This window comes from Acinetobacter sp. AND/436 (genome assembly GCF_049546925.1).
GTDB lineage: Bacteria > Pseudomonadota > Gammaproteobacteria > Pseudomonadales > Moraxellaceae > Acinetobacter > Acinetobacter indicus.
On the sequence record NZ_JBMXBO010000005.1, the window covers coordinates 138,289 to 163,213 of the forward strand.

25 protein-coding genes, 1 tRNA gene and 1 pseudogene are annotated in these 24,925 nt (G+C 43.4%); 6 read left to right on the plus strand and 21 right to left on the minus strand.

Annotated features, from left to right (window positions below; translation table 11 throughout):
• Positions 1 to 4 precede the first annotated feature (4 nt).
• Positions 5 to 706: a VIT1/CCC1 transporter family protein gene (locus ACPEPR_RS06135; protein ID WP_005178853.1), complete on the plus strand. Its 702-nt coding sequence runs from the start codon at positions 5 to 7 to the stop codon at positions 704 to 706.
• A gap of 47 nt (positions 707 to 753) precedes the next feature.
• Here ACPEPR_RS06135 and ACPEPR_RS06140 read toward each other — a convergent pair whose 3' ends face one another.
• The 3 genes from ACPEPR_RS06140 to ACPEPR_RS06150 all read right to left on the minus strand — a co-directional run bounded on the left by ACPEPR_RS06140 (position 754) and on the right by ACPEPR_RS06150 (position 3,373).
• A complete protein-coding gene (locus tag ACPEPR_RS06140; protein WP_005178855.1) occupies positions 754 to 1,272 on the minus strand; it encodes a hypothetical protein in 519 nt (172 codons plus the stop codon).
• A 62-nt stretch (positions 1,273 to 1,334) separates the two neighbouring features.
• Complete coding sequence (locus tag ACPEPR_RS06145) at positions 1,335 to 2,114, minus strand: TIGR03915 family putative DNA repair protein (protein WP_423562098.1); 780 nt, start codon at positions 2,112 to 2,114, stop codon at positions 1,335 to 1,337.
• On the minus strand, positions 2,114 to 3,373 hold the full coding sequence (locus ACPEPR_RS06150; RefSeq protein WP_423562100.1) for a putative DNA modification/repair radical SAM protein: 1,260 nt from the start codon (positions 3,371 to 3,373) through the stop codon (positions 2,114 to 2,116). The genes ACPEPR_RS06145 and ACPEPR_RS06150 overlap by 1 nt, the downstream gene beginning before the upstream one ends.
• Before the next feature lie 209 nt (positions 3,374 to 3,582).
• On the opposite strand from ACPEPR_RS06150, the gene ACPEPR_RS06155 reads away from it, so the two are divergent.
• Positions 3,583 to 4,626 carry an NAD(P)H-dependent flavin oxidoreductase gene (locus tag ACPEPR_RS06155; RefSeq protein WP_423562102.1) on the plus strand — a complete coding sequence of 348 codons (1,044 nt, stop codon included), beginning with the start codon at positions 3,583 to 3,585 and terminating at the stop codon, positions 4,624 to 4,626.
• A 65-nt stretch (positions 4,627 to 4,691) separates the two neighbouring features.
• On the opposite strand, the gene ACPEPR_RS06160 is transcribed toward ACPEPR_RS06155, so the two are convergent.
• The 6 genes and pseudogenes from ACPEPR_RS06160 to ACPEPR_RS06185 all read right to left on the minus strand — a co-directional run bounded on the left by ACPEPR_RS06160 (position 4,692) and on the right by ACPEPR_RS06185 (position 8,829).
• Positions 4,692 to 5,282, minus strand: a complete 591-nt coding sequence (locus tag ACPEPR_RS06160) for a hypothetical protein (protein WP_005178874.1) — start codon at positions 5,280 to 5,282, stop codon at positions 4,692 to 4,694.
• Positions 5,283 to 5,455: 173 nt separating this feature from the next.
• A pseudogene (locus ACPEPR_RS06165) lies at positions 5,456 to 6,523 on the minus strand (RNA-guided endonuclease InsQ/TnpB family protein).
• 173 nt (positions 6,524 to 6,696) lie between these two features.
• Positions 6,697 to 7,716 (minus strand): tRNA dihydrouridine synthase DusB, encoded by a 1,020-nt coding sequence (gene dusB / locus ACPEPR_RS06170; RefSeq protein ID WP_257219151.1) that lies wholly within the window; start codon positions 7,714 to 7,716, stop codon positions 6,697 to 6,699.
• 229 nt (positions 7,717 to 7,945) lie between these two features.
• Positions 7,946 to 8,155: a cold-shock protein gene (locus tag ACPEPR_RS06175; RefSeq protein WP_005178879.1), complete on the minus strand. Its 210-nt coding sequence runs from the start codon at positions 8,153 to 8,155 to the stop codon at positions 7,946 to 7,948.
• Between the two features lie 200 nt (positions 8,156 to 8,355).
• Complete coding sequence (locus ACPEPR_RS06180) at positions 8,356 to 8,577, minus strand: hypothetical protein (RefSeq protein WP_005178882.1); 222 nt, start codon at positions 8,575 to 8,577, stop codon at positions 8,356 to 8,358.
• Positions 8,578 to 8,752: 175 nt separating this feature from the next.
• Positions 8,753 to 8,829, minus strand: a tRNA-Met gene (locus tag ACPEPR_RS06185).
• 407 nt (positions 8,830 to 9,236) lie between these two features.
• Between ACPEPR_RS06185 and ACPEPR_RS06190 the strand changes: the two genes are divergently transcribed.
• Together ACPEPR_RS06190 and ACPEPR_RS06195 are read left to right on the plus strand one after the other, a co-directional pair.
• The gene (locus tag ACPEPR_RS06190; RefSeq protein WP_423562105.1) at positions 9,237 to 10,442 is read left to right on the plus strand and encodes a DUF1615 domain-containing protein; all 1,206 of its coding nucleotides are present in this window, start codon (positions 9,237 to 9,239) and stop codon (positions 10,440 to 10,442) included.
• Positions 10,409 to 11,083 carry an HAD family hydrolase gene (locus ACPEPR_RS06195; protein ID WP_423562107.1) on the plus strand — a complete coding sequence of 225 codons (675 nt, stop codon included), beginning with the start codon at positions 10,409 to 10,411 and terminating at the stop codon, positions 11,081 to 11,083. Before ACPEPR_RS06190 ends, ACPEPR_RS06195 begins: the two co-directional genes overlap by 34 nt.
• A 68-nt stretch (positions 11,084 to 11,151) precedes the next feature.
• Here ACPEPR_RS06195 and ACPEPR_RS06200 read toward each other — a convergent pair whose 3' ends face one another.
• The 7 genes from ACPEPR_RS06200 to ACPEPR_RS06230 form a co-directional block, all read right to left on the minus strand.
• Positions 11,152 to 12,306 (minus strand): hypothetical protein, encoded by a 1,155-nt coding sequence (locus ACPEPR_RS06200; protein ID WP_423562109.1) that lies wholly within the window; start codon positions 12,304 to 12,306, stop codon positions 11,152 to 11,154.
• A 132-nt stretch (positions 12,307 to 12,438) separates the two neighbouring features.
• Entirely contained in the window at positions 12,439 to 13,281 is an 843-nt protein-coding gene (locus tag ACPEPR_RS06205; protein WP_423562111.1) for a PilW family protein, read from the minus strand.
• 20 nt (positions 13,282 to 13,301) lie between these two features.
• A complete protein-coding gene (locus tag ACPEPR_RS06210) occupies positions 13,302 to 13,751 on the minus strand; it encodes a type IV pilus modification PilV family protein (RefSeq protein ID WP_423562113.1) in 450 nt (149 codons plus the stop codon).
• Positions 13,748 to 14,245 (minus strand): GspH/FimT family pseudopilin, encoded by a 498-nt coding sequence (locus ACPEPR_RS06215; protein ID WP_423562115.1) that lies wholly within the window; start codon positions 14,243 to 14,245, stop codon positions 13,748 to 13,750. Before ACPEPR_RS06215 ends, ACPEPR_RS06210 begins: the two co-directional genes overlap by 4 nt.
• Positions 14,242 to 14,667 (minus strand): type IV pilin protein, encoded by a 426-nt coding sequence (locus ACPEPR_RS06220; protein ID WP_423562117.1) that lies wholly within the window; start codon positions 14,665 to 14,667, stop codon positions 14,242 to 14,244. Before ACPEPR_RS06220 ends, ACPEPR_RS06215 begins: the two co-directional genes overlap by 4 nt.
• Before the next feature lie 545 nt (positions 14,668 to 15,212).
• Positions 15,213 to 16,307, minus strand: a complete 1,095-nt coding sequence (locus ACPEPR_RS06225; protein ID WP_180048587.1) for a fatty acid desaturase family protein — start codon at positions 16,305 to 16,307, stop codon at positions 15,213 to 15,215.
• 15 nt (positions 16,308 to 16,322) lie between these two features.
• On the minus strand, positions 16,323 to 17,393 hold the full coding sequence (locus ACPEPR_RS06230) for a ferredoxin reductase (protein WP_156189208.1): 1,071 nt from the start codon (positions 17,391 to 17,393) through the stop codon (positions 16,323 to 16,325).
• A 207-nt stretch (positions 17,394 to 17,600) separates the two neighbouring features.
• Here ACPEPR_RS06230 and fabR point away from each other — a divergent pair, with 207 nt between their 5' ends.
• Entirely contained in the window at positions 17,601 to 18,227 is a 627-nt protein-coding gene (gene fabR, locus ACPEPR_RS06235) for an HTH-type transcriptional repressor FabR (protein WP_228151050.1), read from the plus strand.
• Between the two features lie 20 nt (positions 18,228 to 18,247).
• On the opposite strand, the gene ACPEPR_RS06240 is transcribed toward fabR, so the two are convergent.
• The 5 genes from ACPEPR_RS06240 to ACPEPR_RS06260 all read right to left on the minus strand — a co-directional run bounded on the left by ACPEPR_RS06240 (position 18,248) and on the right by ACPEPR_RS06260 (position 24,070).
• The gene (locus ACPEPR_RS06240) at positions 18,248 to 19,048 is read right to left on the minus strand and encodes an alpha/beta hydrolase (protein WP_016659144.1); all 801 of its coding nucleotides are present in this window, start codon (positions 19,046 to 19,048) and stop codon (positions 18,248 to 18,250) included.
• Positions 19,049 to 19,156: 108 nt separating this feature from the next.
• A complete protein-coding gene (locus ACPEPR_RS06245) occupies positions 19,157 to 19,423 on the minus strand; it encodes a PAAR domain-containing protein (protein WP_005178913.1) in 267 nt (88 codons plus the stop codon).
• Between the two features lie 185 nt (positions 19,424 to 19,608).
• Positions 19,609 to 22,446, minus strand: a complete 2,838-nt coding sequence (gene rapA, locus ACPEPR_RS06250) for an RNA polymerase-associated protein RapA (protein WP_104513564.1) — start codon at positions 22,444 to 22,446, stop codon at positions 19,609 to 19,611.
• A 139-nt stretch (positions 22,447 to 22,585) separates the two neighbouring features.
• Positions 22,586 to 23,230 (minus strand): RluA family pseudouridine synthase, encoded by a 645-nt coding sequence (locus ACPEPR_RS06255; protein WP_163145690.1) that lies wholly within the window; start codon positions 23,228 to 23,230, stop codon positions 22,586 to 22,588.
• A 141-nt stretch (positions 23,231 to 23,371) separates the two neighbouring features.
• The gene (locus ACPEPR_RS06260; protein WP_423562121.1) at positions 23,372 to 24,070 is read right to left on the minus strand and encodes a phosphopantetheine-binding protein; all 699 of its coding nucleotides are present in this window, start codon (positions 24,068 to 24,070) and stop codon (positions 23,372 to 23,374) included.
• Positions 24,071 to 24,275: 205 nt separating this feature from the next.
• On the opposite strand from ACPEPR_RS06260, the gene ACPEPR_RS06265 reads away from it, so the two are divergent.
• Complete coding sequence (locus ACPEPR_RS06265; RefSeq protein ID WP_423562123.1) at positions 24,276 to 24,872, plus strand: hypothetical protein; 597 nt, start codon at positions 24,276 to 24,278, stop codon at positions 24,870 to 24,872.
• Positions 24,873 to 24,925: the final 53 nt, after the last annotated feature.

Genomic DNA, 24,925 nt, shown 5'->3' on the forward strand with positions numbered 1-24,925 from the left:
GGCTATGAGTTATTCACATCATCATGAAAAACATTATATTTTAAGAACGGGCTGGTTACGTGCTGCGGTGTTGGGGGCCAATGACGGGATTATCTCGGTGACCAGTCTGGTGATCGGGATGGCGGCCAGTGGTGCTTCCAGCCAGACTCTGCTGATTACTTGTATTGCCGGCCTGATTTCAGGCGCCAGTTCCATGGCTGCCGGCGAATATATTTCGGTCAAATCCCAGGAAGATATCGAGCAGGCTGATCTGCACATGGAATCCAGAGAACTGCGTAAAAACCCCGATCTGGAACTGAAAGAGCTGACCCATATTTATACCTTGCGCGGCCTGACGCCTGAGCTAGCGCATGAAGTGGCGGTACAGCTGACCGCCAAAGATGCCCTAGCCGCCCACGCCCGCGATGAAATCGGCATTCATGAAAATACTGCCGCCAATGCGGTACAGGCGGCGGCATCCTCGGCGATTGCATTTTCTTTAGGGGCGCTGTTGCCTTTACTGACCATTGTCTTTAGTCCGGTGGAATATCTGGACCGAAGCATTGTGATTGTAGGTGTCTTATCGCTGGCCTTACTCGGTGCCCTGTCCAGCTATTTTGCCGGCACCTCCATGCTCAGAGGCAGCTTGCGGGTCACGGTCTGGGGCGTGGTGGCCATGCTATTCGCACACTGGATTGGCTCGTTGTTCCATGTCACACCTTTATAAAAAAACCGCCCAGCAAATCGGGCGGTTTTTTTACCTTAGGGCTGTGTTTACTGTAAAGCCGCTTTCAGGTTACAGCCATAATTCATGGTTTGCTGCACCTGACGATAGCTGGTATAGCGGTTTAAAATAAAATCATAAAAATTGTCGGCATTGGCAAAATTCTGCTTTAAATTTTCCTGTTGAGCCTGGGGCAGCTGGATCTGATCAAGCAGTTCCAGATTATAATGTCCGAGACGATACATCTCGGCAAAATAGCCATTCATCATATCGCAATAGCCGGCTTTGGTCGGCTTTAAGGCGGTACTGCTGACCAGATGCTGGTTCAAGGTCATCAGATTATCGGCATCTAAAGGAAACTGCTGGGCAAAGGCAATACTTTCCAGCTGCTTAAACTGCTGAAAATCGGCTTCCAGTTGACGGTTTAAGGCACTAAAGCGCTGCTGTAGCTGCTCTGCACTGGCCACCTGGTACTGTTCAGGCTGGACCTGTACCTGCTCTGCCTCATGTGGTCCACATGCTGTCAAACCTGTTATTGTGAGCAAAACAGCCCCTACATACCCCTTCATGCTTTTACCTTTTCCACGATACAACCCGGGCATTATACTGATGAAACCGGCCGGGATGAAAGTTAGAGCGACTTTTCATTCATATAGCGCCAGTAACGTTTCGGTACATACTGAATATGCAGCTTCATGTTCTGCCGTGCCTGAATATTGACGCTGTGAAAATAATCTTTCCACAGCTGGTCATATAAAAATTCTTCAGCATCCAGCTCGATACTAAAGGCCTGACTGTGGCCACTGTCCAGCTGGAGATCCAGCTGCCGGGCATTCATCTGAACCTGATGCACATCATCCAGATCATAATAAATGCCGTAATCACGCTGTTCGTCATAAATCAGCCAGCGCTGATCTTGGTAACGCGCCTTAAAATGCCGCTCGATCAGCGGTAATACATTAAAATCTGGCCGCACCAGACTTAAGAACAGACCATCCTGACATTTTTTAAAGCGTACAAAAGCTTCCATGCGATGTTTTTCCCGGCCCACCTGCTTGGCCCACTGTGCCATGCCCAACACCGCCGGATGGCCATAATTACCATCCACCGCATGGCCGTGTTGAAAAACATAAATGCAAAAATCAAACAGATGCTGAAAGGCCTGTTCCTGCTCCGACAAAAAGCACAGATAAAACTGACGCAAGCTGCCGGGCTGGATTTTCTGTTTCAAGTCCTGCCAGACCCGCTGTCCCTGCTCATCCTGTGAAGACACGACAATAAACTCATCAAACAGGCCATGCTGGGACTGCGGATTGGCGGTAATGTGTACATCAAACTCTTGAAAGCGAAATGCCCGAAACACACAGCAAAGCAAGCCGGTGAGCGTGCCATCAAAGCAGTAGGTGGCCATTAAAAAGCAAAGCCCAGTTGTGGCGAGAGCTGCTGCTGATATTTGGATTGCCCCGACTGTAAAATCTGCTGGCGAATCTGCTGCGCTGGCGGCTCTTTTTTAAATTTCGGGCTGTCGGCACAGCGAATAAAATGCTGGGCACGGTTATAGGCCACGCCCATGCGTTTTAGCTGATCTATATGAATGTGCCCAAACCGGCGCGCCTGCACAATTTTCTGCGCCGAACGCACGCCTATACCCGGCACCCGTAAAATCAACTGGTAGTCGGCACGGTTGATATCTACCGGAAAAGCCTCTGGATGACGCAGTGCCCAGCCCAATTTCGGGTCGACATCCAGGTCTAAATTGGGATGTTGATCATCCACCAGTTCATGCGCAGCAAAACCATAAAAACGCATTAACCAGTCACTTTGATAGAGCCGGTTTTCACGCAGCAACGGCGGCGCTGAACCGACAGCGGGCAAGGCCTTTTCCTGTGTATTAATTGGAATATAACCAGAAAAATAAACCCGTTTTAGCTTGAATTCTTTGTAGTGCCGATCGGCCATTATAATAATGTCTTGGTCGGTTTCATTATGTGCACCCACCACCATCTGCGTGGTTTGTCCGGCCGGAACAAACTTCGGTACCGATTTGATGATTTTCGATTCATCTTTCAGTTGAATCAGGCGATCGCGGACAATACCCAAATCCTTCTGCACTTCGGCATGACTTTTTTCCGGGGCAAACTGCTGTAGTCCGGCTTCGGTCGGCATTTCCAGATTAATACTCATCCGGTCAACATATAAACCGGCTTCGGTAATAATTTCCTGAGATGCGCCCGGGATGGTTTTTAAATGAATATATCCATTAAAGTTTTCTTCCAGCCGCAGCTTTTTCACCACCTGTAGCACTCGTTCCATGGTGTAATCGGCCGATTTAAAAATACCGGAACTTAAAAACAGCCCTTCAATATAATTGCGCCGGTAAAAATTTATGGTCAGATCGACCACTTCCTGTACGGTAAAGGCTGCGCGTTTCACATCATTGGAACGCCGCGACACGCAATAGGCACAGTCATAAATGCAAACATTGGAGAACAGGATTTTAAGCAGCGAAACACAGCGCCCATCTTCGGTATAGCTGTGACAGATGCCATTACCGGTATTGCCCAGCCCTTGGTCTTTATTTTTGCACCGACTGCCACTCGATGAGCAGGACACATCATATTTGGCAGCATCGGCTAAAATTTGCAGTTTTTCACGGATACGTTCAGACATGCGTTTCAGCAGAAATCAGGAGATAAGCTGATTATAAAAAAGCGAAAATGTTGCGCCTAGCAAGCCGATGCGTTAGCACGACCCAGCTTGTCGCAACGAATGTAACTACTGTGTAAAAACCGGCAGATTATTTAAAAAATAAATAATGATTATGATTTGCTAATTTTGTTCAGCTTGGGCAAAGTGTAGGAAGAATAAGGAGAAATCGCATGTCTATATTGGAACAGCTCGGCATTAAACATCCTATTTTTTTAGCGCCGATGGCCGGTGTTTCGACACCTGAACTGGCTGCCGAAGTTTCCAACCAGGGCGGCTTGGGTTCACTGGGTTTAGGGGCCAGTTCAGTGGCGTCTGCCCGAGAACAGATTTTAAAAATCCAGGACCTGACCGACTGCCCTTTTCAGGTCAATTTCTTCTGTCATCAACCCGAGCCGCTGGATGAAGCTGCTGCTCAGGTCTGGCTGGATTATTTAAGTCCGCATTTTGTCCATTATGGCGTAGCGCTGCCGATCCAGCTCAAAAATCTGTATCCTAGTTTTTTAAGCAATGATGATTATCTGAATCTGGTGCTGGAAACCCGTCCTCAGGCGGTGAGTTTTCATTTTGGTATTCCGCACGCGCATCAGATTCAGGCGCTAAAACAGGCCGGGATTATCACCATGGTCTCTGCCACCAATCTGGCCGAAGCACAAGCCATTGAAGCGGCGGGTATTGATATTATTATTGCCCAAGGCGTAGAGGCTGGCGGTCATCGTGGCCTGTTTAATGCCGCTATTGATGGCGGTATCCGCACGGTAGATTTAGTGACTTTACTGACCCAGCACTGTCAGATTCCGGTGGTTGCGGCTGGTGGAATTATGAATGGTCAACATGCACAACGTGTCATGAACCTTGGCGCAGTCGCGGTACAGCTCGGGACCGCCTTTGTGCAATGTAAATCTTCCAATGCCAATGAGGCGTATCGCAAGGCTTTATTTAGCCAGAGCTGTACCCAAATTACCGATTCAATTTCCGGCCGTCCGGCACGTGGTCTGGTCAATCAGTGGCACCGTCTGGTGGATACGCCAAACCGTCCGCCGGTACCGACCTATCCGTATACTTATGATATTGGCAAGCAGTTACATGCCGCAGCCAGCCAGCAAGGCGAACAGGGATTTGGCGCATTCTGGGCCGGTGCCAACGTGGGCCTGATTCGTGACATGGAAGCCGGTGATTTAATTAATCAACTGGTGCTGGAAATGACCAGTCACTAAGCGAGAACAATAAAAAACATCTCCGCGGAGATGTTTTTTATTGGCCTGATAGTGTCTTGAATGCTTTAACGGGTGACACGTTGCCAGGCATCTTTGGCTGCAAATTTTGCTTCTTCCCAGTTCAGACGGGAATCGCCTTTCATCTGTTCCCATTTGGTGCGCAGTTCTGGCTCGGCCCGGTCAAAATCGACATTTTGTTCATATAAAGGCCGGTTTTCATAGCCCAGACGATAGGCGCCGCGATAATCACGATCATAGTCGACATCGGCATAGACACTGCGGGTTTCATTATAATATGGACGGTTCTGGTACTGATCACGCCAGTACACATCTTCTGCAGTCGGATCAATCGCATCGGCAATTTCATTACCGGCCAATCCACCGACCACACCACCGGCAATACCGCCCACTACGGCACCGACCGGTCCAGCTGCAGCACCCACGGCCGCACCGGTTGCCGCGCCCCCTAATACACCGACACTGGTGCCAACAGGATGATCGCCTGCTTCATTCATATCCGGGACACGATTGGTGTCCAAATCTGGACGTGCATTGACATCGGTCGGGTCGACATTTAAACCCTGGCTTCGTTCTTGTGGTAATTCTGTTGAGGTCTTATGGCTAAATTCAGTCACAGGACGATTAGTATTGGTCATGTTGAAACTCCCTGGATCATTGTTATGAACAAGACTGGAATATCATCTTGCCAAGTGAAGACTTACCTAGCATAGAGCAAGCCAAGCCCTGCAATGTCCAAGTCCTGTCCGTGTTCAGTGAGCGTATGTTGCCCTGTGTTCAGGCCTGTAGAGATTGTAAACGGTTGACATCCTCACCCACCTGAAAGGAGGGTGATTCCTACTGCTAGACGCTTATGCCCAAGCGCAAGTATGTTCTTGGCGGAGTTTAAATCGCGTTGATTTACACTTCCGCATTCACATTCCCATACTCTTATTCGCAAATCTGCTCTACCTCTCGGACTGCTTGCGGTGATTGCACCGCAGCTCGAACAGGTTTGGGTTGTGAATCTCTCGTTGACTTCCTCAAACATGACCCCTGCGTTCTCGCATTTATACTTGAGCATGGTTTTGAGTGCTGAAAATCCTGTATCTAAAACAGATTTCGCCATTTTAGTTTTTACAAGTTTGTTCGCACTTAGATCACCAACGACAATCAGTGCATTGTCTTTCACCAGCTGGGTGCTAGCCTTGTGCAAATGGTCTTTACGACAGTTTGCAATCTTGGCGTGTAATGCACGGACACGCTTTTTATTTCTCGCTCTCTGAGCAACCCCTAATTTCTGTTCATATTGATGGTAGAACTTGGGATTGGAAATGATCGTACCATCTGAACAAGTAGCAATATCTTTTAAGCCTAGATCAATGCCCACGGCTTTTGTGGCGGTAGGTTTGTCTTGTTTGGGTGAATCAACCACTAAGCAGACATACCAACGTCCACGACTATCCTCTACAAATGAACCTGTTTGAATGCTGTATTTCGATAGTCCGTAACTATCCCATAGCTTGAATTGATGCTTGCCATACTGAACGTATCCATCGGCGTATTTAATAGCGACCTTTTTAAAGGGTATCCAACCTAGTGATCTTCTTGCTGATTTCTTATTACTGACACGTCATCTCAATTTTGATTTTTTGAACTGTTTTCTGCGAGTGACCAATTCTTCTGTTACAGCCTGAATGGTTTGGCTATGAAGATTACATTCCTTTGATGCGCCTTTCGTATATTTAGCAATATCATATGCTGAAAAGAATTGTTATTTGCGCTGTAGATGTTTGAAACACAAATCATTGACATAGTTCCAGACAAAATTAACTTCAGATGCCAATTGGTCTAGCACCTTTGTGTGACTGTCTTTTATACGTAATTTAAGTGTTTTCATGGGCTTATATTAGCTCCTATCAGGCTTAATATATTGTTTTTTAGCAATTAAATGACATTTCATGTCGTGTCGCTTATATCTCTGACCTGAAAGACAGAGGTTTACGCTCCATTTGATAAAGTCGGGGATAAAAAATGGCGCTCTGAAGCGCCATAATTATGATAGATATTTAATCATTTGGTTTCTAACAGATTCACCTGCTCAACCTGCACATCACTCATGATGTTGCCATGTTCTAACAGTTGATTAAAATAGTTTTCCACCACCTGATACTGCTCGGCCGTGCTTTCCACACGGTACATATTCTGGCGGAATTCATTGCTAGAACGCAGTCCTTTGGTGTACCAGGCAATATGTTTACGTGAAATACGGCAGCCTGAATATTCTCCATAAAAGCTATAAAGTTCAGATAAATGCCCAAGCAATACCTGTTTGACTTCTTCAATACTCGGTGCGGCCAAATGCTCACCGGTCGTCAGGTAATGGGCAATTTCACGGAAAATCCAGGGACGGCCTTGTGCCGCACGGCCAATCATAATTGCATCTGCACCAGTATAATCCAGCACCATTTTGGCTTTTTCCGGACTGTCGATGTCGCCATTGGCAATGAGGGGAATATTCAGCTCGGCCTTAACCTGCTTGATTAACTCATAACGCGCCGTGTTCAGGTACATATCTTCACGGGTACGGCCATGCAGGGCCAGCGCGGCAATACCGGCCTGCTCTGCACGCTTGGCCACACGCAGAATATTTTCCTGACCGTTTAAAAAACCGAGTCGGGTTTTTAAGGTTACCGGCACATCGACTGCTTCTACAACTGCATCTAAAATCCGGGCAACCAGATCTTCATCTTGCAGCAACGCCGAACCGGCCAGCTTATTACATACTTTTTTGGCAGGACAGCCCATATTAATATCGACAATCTGTGCACCATTGGCCACCTGATAACGCGCAGCTTCAGCCAGATCAGCCGGATCGGAGCCGGCAATTTGTGCAGAAATTGGGGCGATTTCGCCATCAAAATTGGCCCGATACAGACTTTTTTTGCTCATGCGCAAAGTCTTGTCCGAGGTCATCATTTCACTGACTGCATGGCCTGCGCCAAAATATTTGCACAGCGTTCTAAACGGCCGATCCGTGACGCCTGCCATTGGTGCCACCCACAGCTTTCGCTCAATAGGACGATCAAACAGTTCTTGAATGACAGGATGTGAACTCAATGTAGGAACCTCGGGAAACAGAAAATGCGCAGCTTATCCTGACCTGGGAGAAAACTGGATACGGCGCTAAAAACCGGGCTAGTTTAAAGCCTTCTGACCAAAATTTCTATGCATCTGTACCGACCACAGCACATCTGTTTTTAGCAGATGCTAAAAAACAAAAGCCCATCAGAAGATGAGCTTTTTGCAGCGAAACCGGCAATTAGATTGCAGTAATACCGCTGGCCTGGTCGCCTTTTTTACCCGCTACGATGGTAAATTCAACGCGCTGGCCTTCATGTAAAGTTTTGAAGCCCTGGTTGGTAATTTCGCTGTAATGAGCAAAAACGTCCTGACCTGAATCTGCCTGAATAAAACCAAAACCTTTAGTTTCATTAAACCATTTCACAGTACCAGTAACTGTATTTGACATAAGATAATCCTGTATTAAAAAACTTTTAAATTGGTCATAGATAAACCAATAATTAACTGGAAAATGACTTTGAAACTAAAAATCTGATACTACGAAGGATATTAAAAAACGACGGAGGGAAAAGATTTGCTGAAACAATAGTAATTCTTCTAGTTAACTACCACTATACAGATTTCTGTTCTGAATGCAATAAAAATAAATTAATTCAATTTATATAACTGATTTAAAGCAATATAAAAACTTTTACCATCCAGGTTAAATTCTACCTGCTGTCCGGACTGAAGCTCAATCATTTTACCGACTTCCACCCAGATAAAACCCTGGCTCGAGCGCTGCTTCTTTTTCAGCGGCATTACTTTTACAAAAATTTCCTGACCATTGACTGCAGTGGCCAACTGCCAATTTTCTACATTATTCAACATAACTGACTCATTATATGAGCTTAGGTGATCATTTAAGAAAGCTGTTCAATTTTATTAAAATTTCATCTTTCAAAAATCGGATAAAAACACAATCAAATTTGATTATTTTAAACTTTTCACTGTCCCAATTCTCACAATTATGGACAAATATTCAATCACTATAAGCATTAAAAGTTGGATGCGGGGGCCGGATTTGAACCAACGACCTTCGGGTTATGAGCCCGACGAGCTACCAGACTGCTCCACCCCGCAAAGGAGAGTTAGCTTTATACGCTCTATATTTGCTAAACACAAGGTTTATTTAAAATAACCACGGTTCTACGCTAAAATAATTCCCTTTATTTTGATTAGAAAATTTTGCAATCATTAAAAAATAATTCAGATGATTTTATACAGCATCTCCCTTATTTATTTAAATATTTTCTTAAAATAACAGAAGATCATCAAATTAAAATCAGCGCTTTATTTTGAAATAGAATTCAGTATCTAATTCCACACTTATTCACTTTTTTGAGCTACTCAATTCTCTGACTGTTTGCAGATAAAAATTGACAGTGCAACGTAGGCCGTATACATATATATTCACACCTGTATAGCCGAATTTCTGTATACTTCATCTGCCCTGTAGGCTGACCCGTCTGGACCGAGTTTTCCTGTTTATGAAACACACCTTCCTGTCATCTGTAATCAAACCTTTAAGCCTGATTGCGTTATCTTTAAGTTTAGCTGCCTGTGGCGACAGCGCCTGGTGGAATAAAGGCGATGAGCCAAGTCTAGATGCAGATCAGATCAAGCGACTGATTCCTTCCCGCGTGAAAGATCGTGATTCATGGGCCAAAGATATTTACGATATTAGTGAACAATTGGGTATTCCGCAGACCAAGGAAAATATGTGTACCATTGTCGCCGTGGTCGATCAGGAATCCAACTTTGTTGCCGATCCACAGGTTTATGGTTTAGGTGAAAAAGCAGTTAAAGAAGTCCAAGAACGTTTAGACGAGAAGTTTAAAGATAAACTCGGTGAAGCCATTGGAGGCACCATTGCCGGCTATTTTCAGGATGTACTGAAAAACCATCCAAGCCCGGAAGATAACTATTTAAGCCAGATGCGCCGGGTCAAAACCGAACGGGAACTGGATGAACTTTATCGTGAAATTTTTGACTATATGGCCAAGCATTATCATGTGTCGGCCCTGACCGGCGCCGCCAAGCTGTTTGGTCAAAATATCGGAGAAAAGCTGAATCCGATTACCACCTTAGGTTCGATGCAGGTGCATATCAGTTATGCCAAGGAACATAAACGCCAAGGCGGCAATATTGCAGAATTACGTACCGATTTATACAGCCAATATGGTGGCCTGTATTATGGTATTCACCGTCTGATGATGTATCCGGCCGACTATGATAAACCGCTATATCGCTTTGCCGATTATAACTCGGGTATGTATTCCAGCCGTAATGCCGCTTTTCAGAGCATGCTCAATGATTTAACCGAAGCCGAATTATCTCTAGATGGTGATTTACTGCTCTATAGCAAAGATGGCGGTATTCGCAGTGCCAAGAGTCAATCTGAACGCGAGCTGATTAGCGTTTTTGCCAAACATAATATTGTGCTCACCCCACGTCAAATCCGCTCCGATCTGAAAAAAGAAAAAGAGCAGGATTTTGAAGATACCGCTTCGTATCGCGCCTTATTAAAACTGTATCAGGAACAAACTAGCAAAGAACCATTTTATGCGATAATGCCAGAGGTGGTAATTTCCGGGCCAAAACTCAGCCGTGATTATAATACCAACTGGTTTGCTACTCGGGTCAACGGGCGATATACCACATGCATGCAAAAAGCCAAAAATATAAAAATCTAGCCTTATTCGATTTTGATGGAACCCTGTATGAGCATGACAGTTTTACCGGCTTTATTTTCTACAGTCTGGGCAAACGGCATATTCTCAAGCGTGGACTGACCACCCTCCCCTGGATTATAGCTTATTATTTAAAGCTCTATCCGGCGCATAAAATGCGCCCCAAGCTTTACTCTGCCATGTTTAAAGGTTCTGATCTCAAGACAATTCAGCCTTTGGCTCAACAATATGCTGATAAAATATTAAAAGGCCTTGAACCTTCTTTACTCAAACAATTAAATCAACATCAGCAACTCGGACATAAGGTGATCCTGGTTTCTGCAACGATTGATCTATATCTGGAAATGATTGCTCAGGCTTTAAGTGTTGAATTAATTTGCTCTAAAGTTGAAATTAAAAATGGAAAATTGACCGGAAAATATTTGACTCCTGACTGTAGCTGTTTGCAAAAAAAGTTGCGGATTTTAGAAGCGGTTAATCTTGCAGATTATGAAACGATTTATGCGTATGGGAATAGTGAGGAGGATGCGGAGATGCTGAGTTTGGCCACTTATTCATATATGGTAGGTACTGATCAGGTATTACCTAAAATTATTGATTGTAGAAAATTCAGGCAATTACACAATTTAATTTACAGTCTCTAGTACGCACAAATTAAAGCCTCAAAAAATTTTAATAATATTGAGGCTTACGATAATTCCCATTTAACTTACTATATTACATCTTTCCATGAAAGAATTTTAGCACTCGTTGGTTCGGTATCCGTGAATTCGGTATTTGAATTATTTCCAAAATATTTACTATTATACTGAATAATAAAATTACCACCGCCGTTAATAATAGAAGATTGTGTTCCAAATTGAAATTTAGGCGTTTCAGTATTTCCTACATTTTGAATATTACCAGCAAAAATAGCCCCATCAATATTCATTCCTCCAGAACCATTTACATCAAATTTCTCACCTAAGGCTAAAATGATACCTTGGAATTTTTTATTACATTTATTGAAAGCGTTACCACTAATAGTTAAGTTTTTATACGCAATGATTATGCCTGAACATGGTAATTTCCCCGCATAATCTTCTCTATAGACCGTTGCTTCTTTTAAAGATGCTAATTGATCAGCAAGGTTCTTTACCTTTTCAGCATTACCCCAATCTTTTAAATCTGCAACTGATACACATGGCGTTGAACAATCTTTGCCTGAATAATTATCTTCGTTTTGCTCTTTTATATTTGTAGTTATTTTATCTTGTGCATCATAATTTCCTGTAGCAACTGCTATTTTATCACCACCATTAATTGAAGCACCTGAGCTTGGAGCTTTAAACCCATTTAAAGTTCCTGCATATGTTAATGCTGCTGGTAACTCTGGCAATGAAAAAGGCTTACCACCTTCCAGAGTTGCCAACTCGATTTTATAAATGCTTTCTCCCAAAATTGCTGAACTGTCACCTTTATCTTTAACGAGATTCCCTGTTATGAACACAGTAACAGTTTTATTAATATTATCCCAGCAAGGATTTGCATCACATGGATTTTCATAATCAGGATCAATCCAATAATATCCATTGTCCCCAAAATTAGCTTCCAATTTACCCGTGTTAATATAAGGTATTGCATTTTTCCATGCACTCTGCACTGATTCATCTGTGGGCCAACCATGAACTTTCAAGTGATTTTCAAACCAGCTTAAAAAAACAGTAGCTCCCTGTTCAACAGTATTTGTCGTGATGGTTTTATTATAAATATTTGCGGTCATTTTATCCTGCATAATGGTACTTCGCATAGCATACAAACCCAAGATCGCTGCAACGAGAAGCAAAACTACGGTAAAGACCAATACGAAACCTTGCTGTTTCTTCATAATCAACTCTTCATTAGGGGTTCATATTTAAAGATATCTATATTAAGCATGTGAGAGTTCTCAGATAAATTATCACATGAATCTTTAATTACTTGATTCTCATAAATATATTTAATACTTATAAATCTCATTCTATCTATTGCCATTATTGCCATTATTGCCATTATTGCCATTATTGCCATTATTGCCATTATTGCCATTATTGCCATTATTGCCATTATTGCCATTATTGCCATTATTGCCATTATTGCCATTTTCCTCCAATTTCTCTAATTCTTCCTCAGCTCTTTTATCAGCTTCTTCTTGTTCTTTAAGTAATTCCTTTAATTCTTCTTCAGTTAATTGAGACTCACCACCACTAGATAAATTGGCTATACTACTTTTCTGATGAGATGTTGCAATAAATTCAAGTGCAGGTTGCTTGGCTAAACCAGCCTGTACAATACCGATTTTTGTTTGAACACTCGTAATATCATTCCATACATATTCCACAACTGTATCGACACTAGCATCGCTCTTGAAATATGGCGTATAGGCCACAATACCCGATTTCCGGATACCGTAAGAAAAATTCAAATTACCTATATTTTTAGCCAACACATAGGATTTATCTGGGTCATTATTCCGGATACAAAGCAACTGATTATTTTCTAACTTAAGCTTATTGGTCACTGACACACCAGATACCCCCAAACAATCTCTTTGACTACTGTCAAAATTAATTACCAACTCATTATTCGAAGCAGGGACTGAAAAAGAATTTGCTTGACGGATCAAACGGGTAATGGTCGTGGTGGCGAAACGGAATTCTTCCTGGGTACGGTCCAATCTTCCTTTTTCCAGCAGCATTTTCTGATTGCCAAACAAAATTGCCATGGCTCCACCAGTCACAACTAACCCAACTGTCAGACCAATCATTAATTCAACTAATGTCACACCGGCCTGAGTATGCTTGAGAGAAGACATTTTTTTCATTGATCAAATCCGAATAATGATTAGGTGGCACATGCTGGAAGTGTAAAATTATAAGTAAAACTTTGTTGGGTGACTGCAGTGCCAGCAGCAGCTTTATCATTAACCCATGAAATTTCGATTGTATATTGTCGTTGATTGGCTGCTGGATCAGGAGTAATCTCTCCTTTCCAATCTTGTAAAAGCTGATTCAAGGCGATTTGATCAGTTTCTGCCATTCCATCTTGTTCAAAATCCCAACGCTCGGTCCAATCAGTCTCAATCTTTGATGAAAGAGAACACCTATTTGCCCACATACTATCAATAAAATCATTTGCCTGAATATTAGCAATTGTTCTTTGCATCGCTAATTGACTTTGCTGTACAGACTTAATATGTAAAATCCCAAGGCCCAAGATTGCTCCTGCTGTCAGAAACATAGCAATTAGTGCTTCCAATAAAGTAAAGCCCTGTTGAACATTAAAACTTTTCATGGGCATGCACTTCCTTTGATTTTTTCAGCTCGACCAGAAACCGGAATACAAACAGAATAGGTATCTTGGCCTATCATCTTTACTGTAACCTGATGTACTCCCGTCGTTGCTCCAACACTATTGAGTACAACATCACTATCAGTATTATTTGGGCCGGTAATCTCAATATTTGGATCATCAAATTTCAAAACAGAATAATTAACCGAAGCATCTGGATTGGTAATCTGCATCACCAATCCAACATTCCATTGATCTTTATCCTCATCCACACACGTTGAACCATTTGAACTGGCACAAACCGTTACTGGACGGCCAGTACGGATCGCCTCACTACGTGCTTGCTGTATAAAATCAACAATCGCACTAGAAGTTGTTTTTACTTTACTTGATTTGATCAAGTTCACCATAGATGGTGCTGCAATCATAGCCAAAATAGCCAGTACAGCTACCGTGACAATCAACTCAAATAAGGTAAAGCCTTTATTGGGTTTCATTTCCAGCAACCACTTGTATTCGGAGTTTTTACCCCCTGTTCATTTAAAGTTAATGTTCCACATTGACTATCTTTTTGTTTAGAGGTGGGTGTTGCTGTAATGGTGAAATTTTGCCCTGATGTCGTAGCATCATCAAAATCAAAGGTGTAATAATCACTCACATTTGAAGGTGACATCAGACTGCTAGGGATGTTCGCTTTAGCAGGATAACTAAAACTGGCATTATATTGGCTCTCCATATACTGAGCCAAATTCAGCATAGCTGCCTGAGCATCTGTGCGGTGTGCTCTTACAACATAATTACTATAATTAGGGAGAACAATTGCTGCCAGAATCGCAATAATCGCAACCGTGATCATTAATTCAATTAGAGTGAAACCCGCCTGCATAGATCGACGATTACCATCTCTATTTCTATACATTTTGTTACTCTCTTCACCATCTACATACAATTGATGAAAATTACCACAATTTCAAAAATACAAAGCTCGCAAAAATGCTCATTATTTTTAATTGGTAGTCAATTTAATTTAGATAGTAATAATGATTATTATTAATGCCTTAATAATTCATAAGAGTATAATTTATTCTCAATAAAATTTATTAAAAGCATTAAAATCAATTTATTATGAATATAAATTCATATCGATTTACTTCAATAAATTTTAAAAAATCGATATACATATCACTTAAAAAAACCCCATGGGAGTATATAAAAATCAATTTACTGTTTCTCTAACTTAACATTTGGCAAAAGTGCTCAAAACAAGAGTTTAAATAAAAATATTTCTTATCAAAATTTAACAAAAAACAACCAATTTCAAGTCCACCCTATTAAAACTATAATTTTTATTAAGTATAACTATACTTGAGAATCTAAGGTATGGAATTAAATCCACTTATACACATACAAACATTACCAATAAAAAACCACTTCAAAAGAAGTGGTTCTTAGTCCCAAGAAAGACTATTTCTTGAATGGGAAAGCATACTTCACAATACGTTTAATCACACTGCCATACTGTTTAACCAGACTGGCATTGTTATAGTTTAGCCCGTATTTTTCACATACTGCTTGAACCTTTGGTGCCATCTGACGGTAACGGCGTGCCGGCACATCCGGATATAAATGGTGTTCAATCTGATGGCTTAAATGGCCAGTCAGAATATGGAACGCTTCTGAACCGGTCAGGTTAGAAGAACCGCGAATCTGGCGCATATACCAGTGACCACGGCTTTCATTTTTCAGTACCGATTTTGGGAATACCTCAACATCTTTGGTGAAGTGACCACAGAAAATAATACTGAAGGTCCAGATGTTACGAATCCCGTTGGCCACCAGGTTGCCAGTGAATACCGGTAACGCAGCAGGACCAGCAATCAGCGGGAAGAACACATAGTCTTTAAACAGCTGTTTAGAGATTTTGCTCTGTAAAGGTTTCCACTCTTCTTTCAGCTCAGCCTTGGTTTTACGGCCCATCCACACTTTACCGAGTTCCAGGTTTTGAATCGCCACACCCCACTGGAACAGTAAACAGAATGGAATACTGTAAACCGGTTGTAGCAGATGACCCGGTTTCCAGCGTTGTTCTGGGAACAGACGTACCAGACCATAGCCGATATCATCATCCATACCTTTAATATTGGTATAGGTATGATGCTTGTAGTTGTGGGTTTGACGCCAGTTTTCAGATGTACCGACAATATCCCACTCATAGGTCTGACCGTTGAATTTTGGATCGTTCATCCAGTCATATTGACCGTGCATGACGTTATGGCCAAGTTCCATATTTTCCATGATTTTGGCAAAGCCGAGCAGACCAGTACCCAAAATCCAGGCTGGCGGGAACCAGCCAGCAAACAGGCAGGCACGACCCGCAATAGAAGCATAACGGATGGTTGAGTATACACGGCGGATGTATTTGGCATCTTTTTCGCCTAAATCATCCAGCACTTCCTGCTTGATGGCGTCTAATTCACGCGCCAATTCATCCAGTTCTAATTGGGTTAATTCGCGGTTTTTAGGATTTTTAAAATATTCAAATTTTACTGGCATATTCATAGTGAGTGTACCCGCTTATAAGTCAATAACTAAGTCTGTTTGTGCCGAATTCACGCAAAGCTTGAGCAAATTACCCGGTTCGGTGTTTTGTGCACCATTCACCAGATTTTTGGTCGAGCCTTCGACTTTGTTGCAGGCACATTTATTACAAATTCCCATACGGCAGCCATGCTTCGGTTGAATATTCTGCTGCTCCAGGCTGGTCAAAATAGATTGACCTTTGGGAATGGTCACGGTTTTATTCGATTGGGTTAAGGTCACCTGCACAAAACCAGCTTCTTCATTGAGCATTGGGCTCATGCTAAAGGCTTCAGTTTTTAATTGCTGTGCATGCGCAAACAGTTCTTCTACCCGTGCAGCAAAACCCGATGGACCACAGGCATAGACTGCGCTCTGTTCAATCTGCTCAAGGGCTTGCAGATGGCTTTCATTCAGACGCTGTGCCGGTGTTTCCCCTGCCTGGGTATAAAACACGTCAAAGCTAAAGTGTGGATATTGTGTCGCCCATTGTTCAAACTGGGTTTTAAAAGCAACATCGGCAAAGGTTTTTACCCAGTACATCAGTTTAACCGGGGTCTGCTTTAATTGACCCGATTTGGCCAAAGCATCGACCAGGCTATACATTGGGGTAATACCACTACCGGCAGCCAGCAAAATGAGTGGCTGTGTCGCTTCAGGCAACAACATATCGCCATAAGGCTGGCCAAATTCCAGAATATCGCCCACATTGGCCTGATTGACCAACCAGCTGCTGACTTTACCCTGATCGACTTTTTTAACGGTTAACAGCACATGCTGAGTATCCAGTTGCGTCAGGCTGTAGGTACGCTCATAGCGAATTCCTTCAATGGTGACAAAGACCGGGTGATGTTGGCCCGCCTGTCCAAGCTGGAATTTCTGATTGAACTGCACCATCAGGCTGACCGTGTCCTGCGCGGTCTGCTGCTTTTGCACAATCTTGCCCAATGCCTGATTCACAGACCACAACGGATTGATTTTTTGTAACCAGAAGTTTGCCGAGTACGGATCAACAATCGCACTCGCAAGAGATTTGAGGGGAGATTTCGACTTTTCGATAACGTGCATAGCCTACACCACGCGATGAATTCTCAATTATTATACACATGTATATATATTTGTATATACGCTTGTATTGTTTCTATTCATTTCACAAGTTCACACACAACGGCTATACTACTGAAAAGCCTTTCAGCTCTGGACCCTATGACTCAGCCTGCCATGAAAATAAGTAATGATGTTCTTGCCCAAGATGTTCCCAACATCCGTGAACCCATGACGGTGCGTACGGTCGGCAGGAAAGCGACCATTACCAAGGAAGAGCTGTTTCAGGCTGCACTGAATCTGATCGGACCCCAAAAAAGTATTGCCTCTTTAAGCCTGCGTGAAGTCGCGCGCGAAGCCGGTATTGCACCGAATAGTTTTTATCGTCACTTTAAAGATATTGATGAGCTGGCCATTGCCCTGATTGACCGGGCCGGCCATGTGCTGCGTCAGATTCTGAATCAGGCACGTTTAAAAGCATCCAAACAGAACAGCATTATCCGCACCTCGGTTGAAGTCTTTATTGAACAGCTAGATGCTGATGAAGGTAATTTAAGTCTGCTGTTGCGTGAAGGCTATACCGGATCGACGTCTTATAAGCAGGCAGTGGAACGTCAGCTGAACTATTTCCAGCAGGAACTGAAAGATGACCTGATTCGTCTGGAGCGTTTGAATAACAGCAAACTGTCCCATCCGGAGATTGTTTCTTCAGCCATTACCCAGCTGGTGTTTAATATGGGTGCCAAAGTGATTGATATGCCCGCCAATGAACGTAAAATCATTGCCGAGCAAACCATGATCATGATCCGGATGCTGCTCGAAGGCGCACGCCATTTAGATGAAGCACAAATCCGTTAACTGGATTTTAAACTGCTTATTTAAAGTGTTGATCGAATCCGCTGCTGCACATCGCGTGCGCTCTGCTCAGGAGATTCCAGCGGGAACATATGCCCACCCGCTACAACACTAAACTCAATGCCATATATCTTTTTTAGTCCCTGCGGGAAACCTTGCTTATAAAAAGCACTCTGCTCTGCCGTGATTAAATGCACCGGTAAATTTGGGGCTTTACGCGGCCAACGCCACCACCAGCTTGGTACAGTTCTAAAAATATCTGCCTCGACCTGTTTTGGAATCTGTAAGCTGATGCCGGCCTCATCTTCTCTAAGACCATGCCGGATAAAATCCTGAAAACAGCGCTCATCAAACTGTTTAAACAAGGCATTGCCACGTAACTGCTGATAAGCCTGCTCACGGCTAGACCAGGCGTCTTTACGTTTCAGACTCAGCCCGGCCGGGGTTAAACGGTCAATCTGTTTTGAACCCAGCTTTTGCAATAACTCGAATATCGGCGCTGTTTTACCAATCACAAAAGGCGGGTCCATTAAAATCAGCTGGCTAAATAAATCTGGCCGTTGATAAGATGCCATCAGCAACACCAGCGCGCCAAAAGAATGCCCCAAACCGACCACTGCCTGTTTTGGTGTTTGTAACTCGATATCGGCAATGACCTGCGCCACCAGTTTTTCCCATTTTGGCTCAACCGGATAGTCCGGATTCAGGCCAATGACCGGAATATATTTCAGCTCAATATCGGCATCAAAATAATCAAAAAAGGTCTGATAGCAAGGACTGGCGATGCCATTGGCATGGGCAAAATAAACAACAGTTTTGGTCATAAAGGTATTTGAAGCAGATAATCCATTTTGCAGGAGGTAATTTTAATTTTTGCTGCGATTCTCAAGATTAGCCAGGCTGGTTCAACACTCTACGCCTGACCAATATATTTATTTGGCCGACACCACCAGATTCTGGCTAGGCAAGAAAGTTGCACCGCAGGTGGTTTTATCACCAACAATCACCACGCCACGCCCTTTGACCTGGGTGGTTGGATCAGCCGCAATGGCAGCTACAGTGGTTTTACATTTTGGACAATAATGCTTCATGCCATTTAAATGCACGGCAATGCCATTAATAACAAATGAACTTTCACATTCAGCAACCACACCGCCATGTGAAGTTTTAGAGCCTAAAGTGACTAATGCTTTACCCATCGTTGTTATATCTTTTAAAAATTTGGCTCATCTTAGCATGAACATTTTACCGGACTCTAGTGCACTGATCGCCGGGCTGTTCATGTCCGGCAAATCAGTATTAAAAAAGCACCCTTCAAATTAGACTAAAAGTGTCCAACTTTCGGGGTGCAGTTCAGAAGGTGCTTTTCTAAAAATTACGACTGTTATGGTTTAACCACCACCATCACCTGAATTGCTTCCGGGGTAACCGCAATACCGTCAAGCAGGCTTAAACCTTCTTTTTGCAATTTCTGCAAACGGCTGATTTCATCTTCACGGATGCTTGGGTTAAATTGCTTCAGATACGTTAGACGGTCAATTTCATATTGCCATTTCGCGCCATACATTTCTTTGGCCTGCTCTTTTAAGCCCGGCAAGGCAGTTTTGGCAATGTCCAATGCCTGTGCATAACGCTGCTCAATCACCTCGCGGCGTGCTTTTACCACCTGACGGCAGCTATTGCCATCTAAATGATGTAAATATGGTTTTAAGATTTCAGGGGCAATTTTTTGCGACAGATCCTGACCTTTTTCACTCAGCAATACACGAATCAATTGCTGCGGCAAGCTTGATGGCAAGTTCAGCGCTTTCGGTGCAATCACATCAACCTTGAACCACACTTCCAGCAGCACCGAACCTTGCGGTAATGCAGCTGACTTTAACACCGCCACATTGGTACTACCAAAGCTTTGGGTATTGATCATTTCCATCACGCTTTCGGTAAATGGATGTTCCAAAGTCAGATATTGTGCATCTTCACGGATTTGAGCCTGATCACGATAGAAAGTCGCAGTCATGCCCTCTTCATCTAAAGTCAGACCTTGCACCTGCATCTGGTCTGTTGGCTTGATGATGACTGTGCCATTGCTTTGTTCATCAAAGTCGATGTTGGTTGAAGCCATAAAGCGCTTCATGAACATTGGCAAGGTAGTGTTGTCATCATAATCTTCCAGCGCCTGGACAATTTCCTGCGCCACCACCGGACGGCAAGAGTTGTATTCCAGCAGGCGGTCACGGCCTTCCTGCAGTTCAGCTTCCAAGGCTTCGCGCTGTACGCTAACCGCTTCCAGCAATTCTTCAAACTGCTGGCCTTGATCTGCCAGTAAGCAGTCTTTTAATTCAACAATGAAGTTTTCCTGCAAGGTCTGCGCCGTTGGGGAAATATTGCTGAATATATTCAACGCTTCGTTATACCAGCGGAACATGCGTTCTTGCGCCGTGCCAAGTAAATACGGCACGTGAATCTGAATCCGGTTTTCCTGACCAATCCGGTCTAGACGGCCAATTCGCTGTTCCAGTACGTCCGGGTTCGCCGGTAAATCAAATAAAATTAAATCCGATGCAAACTGGAAGTTACGCCCTTCTGAACCAATTTCCGAACAGAGCAGGATTTGCGCACCATAGGAATCTTCTGCGAAATACGCCGCCGCCTGGTCACGTTCCAGCAGGCTCATACCTTCATGGAACATCGCAGTACGAATACCGGCGTGTAAACGCAGTGCATTTTCTAGCGCTTCCACCACCGGACCACTACGTGCAATCAGTAGCACTTTTTTGTGTTTTAAATCGCTGCGCAGCTTTTCCATCAGCCACATTACACGCGGATCGGTTTCCATCCACGCACCATCAAGCTGGCCTTCTTCTGGCCACATCTGTTCACGCAACTTGCCCTCTTTGGCCCAGTGCTCTGGGGCTGGCAGTGGTGCTGGCTGACAGTCCCGTCCCGGGAAGCCCTGAATCGCTTCACGGGTGTTACGGAATAAAATACGGCCGGTACCATGACGGTCTAACAGTTCATGAATGGCGCGGAAACGCTGTTCCGGATGGTCTTCAATGCGATGGCCCAGTAAGCCTTCCAAAGCGGCCAGATGACCTTCTTCCAGTGGCATGTCGGACATCAGCACTTCGGCAATTTTGGCTGTTTGCTGATATTGCGCTTCTTCATCCAGGAAACGGTCCAACGAACTGAAACGTTGAGGATCGAGCAGGCGTAAACGGGCAAAGTGACTTTCAACACCCAACTGTTCTGGGGTTGCAGTTAAGAGCAACACACCGGCCGTTTGTTCAGCAAATTCTTCGACCAGATCATAACGGTCATTGCCGCCTTCTTCTTCTGACCACATCAGGTGATGCGCTTCATCAACCACCAGTAAATCAAAACCAGCTTCAAGTGCCTGCTCACGCAGATCTTCGTGGTCAATCATCAGGTCAATAGAAGCAATAATACATTGCTCGGTCAGGAACGGGTTTAAATCCGGGTCATGTTCTTTAATTGACGCTGTACGGGTCAGATCAAATAAAGAGAACTGCAGGTTGAAACGGCGGCGCATTTCAATCATCCACTGATATTGCAGTGAATCTGGCACCAAAATTAAAATACGTTCAGAACGGCCGGTTTTGAGCTGCTGATGGATAATCAGACCGGCTTCAATGGTTTTACCCAAACCCACTTCATCGGCCAGTAATACACGCGGTGCAAAACGCTTACCGACTTCGTGGGCAATATAGAGTTGATGCGGAATCAGGCCAACGCGTGAACCAATCAGGCCACGCAGCGGACTGCTGTGCATATTGGCCTGCATCAACAGCGCTTCAATACGCAGGTCGTACCATTCTTTATAGTCAATCTGGCTGGCCAGTAAACGGTCTAAGGGTTTAGACAGCTGGATTTGCGCGCCAATTCGGGTTTCATTCAGCGATTTCTGTTCTTCTGAACCATCTTCCAGCTGACGTACCACGTTATAACGCACCACGCCACCGCGATCTTCCAGACTCTGAACCGTCCATTTCAGGCCTTCCTGGTCCTGTACTTCATCGCCCGCATTAAACACGATACGGGACAAAGGTGCATTGTTACGTGCATAGACACGGGTTTCGTCACTCTTGGGGAATAAAATGCTGATTGAACGTTCATCTACATCAATAAGAACGCCTAAGCCCAGTTCTGTTTCTGTATCTGACAACCAACGTTGACCAATAGCAAACTGCTGCAATTTTTCCACCTTTTTCTAGAAGTTAGGACTGTCGCGTTATCACTCAAGGACTGCTTGCCATTTGAGCAAAATTTGACATCGTAAAGCAATATATTTTGACATAAAGCCCACCAAAAAGTGAGCTTAAATTCATGAGGATATGTTTCCCTTAAAACGGCACCGGGCAATTAAACTCCAGTGTTTCTCCCGTTTGAGGATGTTGAAAACTTAAATACGCCGCATGCAAACACAGGCGTGGAGACAGCTGTTGCTGCTCTGGCGTGGCATATAAGGTATCGCCAATAATTGGATGACCCAGATATTGCATATGCACCCGCAGCTGATGCGAACGGCCGGTAATTGGAATAAGTTTGACCCGCGTAACCGCCTGTCCATTTATTTCAAACTGTTCCAGCGCCTGCCAGTGGGTAAGCGCCGGTTTCGAATGAGAAGGATCGGCCATATGCAACGGCGGACGGGTTGGATCATAGACCACCGGCACATCAATGGTGCCTTCGCCGTATAGATGCCCGGCCACCACTGCCTGATAATGCTTATCGGTCTGGCGTTCCTGAAACTGGCGTGAAATCTTGTTTTGCCCCAAGCGGCTAAGACCAAACACCAAAATACCTGAGGTGTCACGATCCAGACGATGAATTAACAGGGTTTTAGGCTCAATGGCGACCAAACGGCTGATCAGGCAGTCTTGTAAATCTGCTGTTTTTCCTGGCACTGTGAGTAAGCCGGCCGGTTTATGGATGAGCATAAAATCTTCATCTCGATAAATCAGGTGTTCGGTTAGAAAATTACTCAAAGTACACTTCCAGGCTGATCGCGAAAATAAGGCGGCAATGATAAAAACCTTGCACCACAATTACAATGCAATTTGCGCAAATTGCAGACGTTTTTTCCGATTTTGCTGAATAAAAATGTCAATTTTCTGAAAATGGCAAATTTAGCCCGTTAAAATCTGCAGCAATCCGTGTAGTGTGGGTTTGGACTGCAGATCTTCATAGCGAATATTGGCGCCATTGGCACGCCATAAACCGACCAGACTCACCATCGCTACCGAATCCAGACCATAATTTTTTAGGTCGACATAAGGATCAATTTCCAAGGCATCCATATCCAGCTGTTCTGCGACAGCCAACATAATGCCTTTGGTCGACAATACATATTCTGACGGCGCACTTAAATCCCATAAGCGAGTCAGGCTATAGGTATTTAAGTGATGTATCCCCTGTGCCGAAATATTTTCAATCCACTGAATATGCTGTTCCTGATTCACCAATAAAATCGCATCGTCGACCACACCGATTTGATCCGTCACACTCATCAGATGCGGCAAAATCTGTTTCAGCATTGGCGTGACCTGACCGGCAAAAATGAGTTGTGGATGCATTGAGGCATATTCGCCGAGTTGCTGCATCCCCTGCATCAGATCATCGCCGTATAGATCGACAATAGGAATGTCCAGTGCTTTGGCTTTATTGCTGATCTGGATCAGATGAGTCATCAGGTCGCTGTCCTGTATACCTACCATCATCCTTAGGTTTTGCAGTCCTACCAGTACCAAAACAGATTCATTTGATGCAAGCTGCCATTTGGCTTGAGATGGTACGAGTTGGATTTTTTTGGGCATGAGGTACAGCATGGAAGGCTCTTATAAATACAAAATAGCATGATGATTCATGCTATTTTAGTTTAGCATCGATTTAAAAAACACTTTGATTTCACAGACGTTTATTGTTCTAATTTCGTATAATCGCCATTATCTTAAATAAGCATAATTCAATACAAGCAATTGATCGAACTATAGATTAATTTAGGTAGTTAAATCATTAACCCTATTTGAAACAATGAAAATAAAAACTTACTCTTCTAAAGGCTTTATCGGAGTTTTATTGCTCATAATATTTATGGCATGGTTTGTACTTAAATGCATTCCTCTATCAGAGCAAGAACAAAATGCAAAAATTAGTAGCAAAATGGAAAGACAACGGCTTCGATTGGCTCAAGAATTTGATAGGTACACTCTAGAGGAACAAGCACGATTGCCAAAATATGATTCCCGTAAATATGCCCTAATTAAACGTAATAGCAGATTCTGGTTAATACCTAGAGAATATTTTAGTGATAATGGTTTTCATATAAGGTTGCCAAATACGGTAAATAGGCTACTAAAAAGAAATTGGGAAAATAAATCTAATAAAAAATACCCTATTGTGCGAGTCTTGATGGAGTCACGACAATTTAATGCATCTACAGGTTATGCAGGTAATGATAAATTTCTAAATGTAGAGCCATGCAAAAATGGAAATGATTGGTTTATTTGGAATGGAATAAATGTTCGGATATACCCGAGTGATGTACCTAATCTTTCAGATAGGCAGCGTTTAGATATATGTTTAACAGTATTGAAAATACTCAATGAGGAAATAAAGGAAATAAGTTAATTAACTTTAAGATTTCCTTAAATTAACATAATACACGTTATACGAAATTCTTT

What these genes read in the sequence shown, in the direction of transcription:
- ACPEPR_RS06135 (WP_005178853.1), top strand. Translation starts at nt 5, where the DNA reads ATGAGTTATTCACATCATCATGAAAAACATTATATTTTAAGAACGGGC.
- ACPEPR_RS06140 (WP_005178855.1), bottom strand. Translation starts at nt 1,272, where the DNA reads ATGAAGGGGTATGTAGGGGCTGTTTTGCTCACAATAACAGGTTTGACA.
- ACPEPR_RS06145 (WP_423562098.1), bottom strand. Translation starts at nt 2,114, where the DNA reads ATGGCCACCTACTGCTTTGATGGCACGCTCACCGGCTTGCTTTGCTGT.
- ACPEPR_RS06150 (WP_423562100.1), bottom strand. Translation starts at nt 3,373, where the DNA reads ATGTCTGAACGTATCCGTGAAAAACTGCAAATTTTAGCCGATGCTGCC.
- ACPEPR_RS06155 (WP_423562102.1), top strand. Translation starts at nt 3,583, where the DNA reads ATGTCTATATTGGAACAGCTCGGCATTAAACATCCTATTTTTTTAGCG.
- ACPEPR_RS06160 (WP_005178874.1), bottom strand. Translation starts at nt 5,282, where the DNA reads ATGACCAATACTAATCGTCCTGTGACTGAATTTAGCCATAAGACCTCA.
- ACPEPR_RS06175 (WP_005178879.1), bottom strand. Translation starts at nt 8,155, where the DNA reads ATGTCAAATACAGTTACTGGTACTGTGAAATGGTTTAATGAAACTAAA.
- ACPEPR_RS06180 (WP_005178882.1), bottom strand. Translation starts at nt 8,577, where the DNA reads ATGTTGAATAATGTAGAAAATTGGCAGTTGGCCACTGCAGTCAATGGT.
- ACPEPR_RS06190 (WP_423562105.1), top strand. Translation starts at nt 9,237, where the DNA reads ATGAAACACACCTTCCTGTCATCTGTAATCAAACCTTTAAGCCTGATT.
- ACPEPR_RS06195 (WP_423562107.1), top strand. Translation starts at nt 10,409, where the DNA reads ATGCATGCAAAAAGCCAAAAATATAAAAATCTAGCCTTATTCGATTTT.
- ACPEPR_RS06200 (WP_423562109.1), bottom strand. Translation starts at nt 12,306, where the DNA reads ATGAAGAAACAGCAAGGTTTCGTATTGGTCTTTACCGTAGTTTTGCTT.
- ACPEPR_RS06205 (WP_423562111.1), bottom strand. Translation starts at nt 13,281, where the DNA reads ATGAAAAAAATGTCTTCTCTCAAGCATACTCAGGCCGGTGTGACATTA.
- ACPEPR_RS06210 (WP_423562113.1), bottom strand. Translation starts at nt 13,751, where the DNA reads ATGAAAAGTTTTAATGTTCAACAGGGCTTTACTTTATTGGAAGCACTA.
- ACPEPR_RS06215 (WP_423562115.1), bottom strand. Translation starts at nt 14,245, where the DNA reads ATGAAACCCAATAAAGGCTTTACCTTATTTGAGTTGATTGTCACGGTA.
- ACPEPR_RS06220 (WP_423562117.1), bottom strand. Translation starts at nt 14,667, where the DNA reads ATGTATAGAAATAGAGATGGTAATCGTCGATCTATGCAGGCGGGTTTC.
- ACPEPR_RS06225 (WP_180048587.1), bottom strand. Translation starts at nt 16,307, where the DNA reads ATGAATATGCCAGTAAAATTTGAATATTTTAAAAATCCTAAAAACCGC.
- ACPEPR_RS06230 (WP_156189208.1), bottom strand. Translation starts at nt 17,393, where the DNA reads ATGCACGTTATCGAAAAGTCGAAATCTCCCCTCAAATCTCTTGCGAGT.
- fabR (WP_228151050.1), top strand. Translation starts at nt 17,601, where the DNA reads ATGACGGTGCGTACGGTCGGCAGGAAAGCGACCATTACCAAGGAAGAG.
- ACPEPR_RS06240 (WP_016659144.1), bottom strand. Translation starts at nt 19,048, where the DNA reads ATGACCAAAACTGTTGTTTATTTTGCCCATGCCAATGGCATCGCCAGT.
- ACPEPR_RS06245 (WP_005178913.1), bottom strand. Translation starts at nt 19,423, where the DNA reads ATGGGTAAAGCATTAGTCACTTTAGGCTCTAAAACTTCACATGGCGGT.
- ACPEPR_RS06260 (WP_423562121.1), bottom strand. Translation starts at nt 24,070, where the DNA reads ATGCTGTACCTCATGCCCAAAAAAATCCAACTCGTACCATCTCAAGCC.
- ACPEPR_RS06265 (WP_423562123.1), top strand. Translation starts at nt 24,276, where the DNA reads ATGAAAATAAAAACTTACTCTTCTAAAGGCTTTATCGGAGTTTTATTG.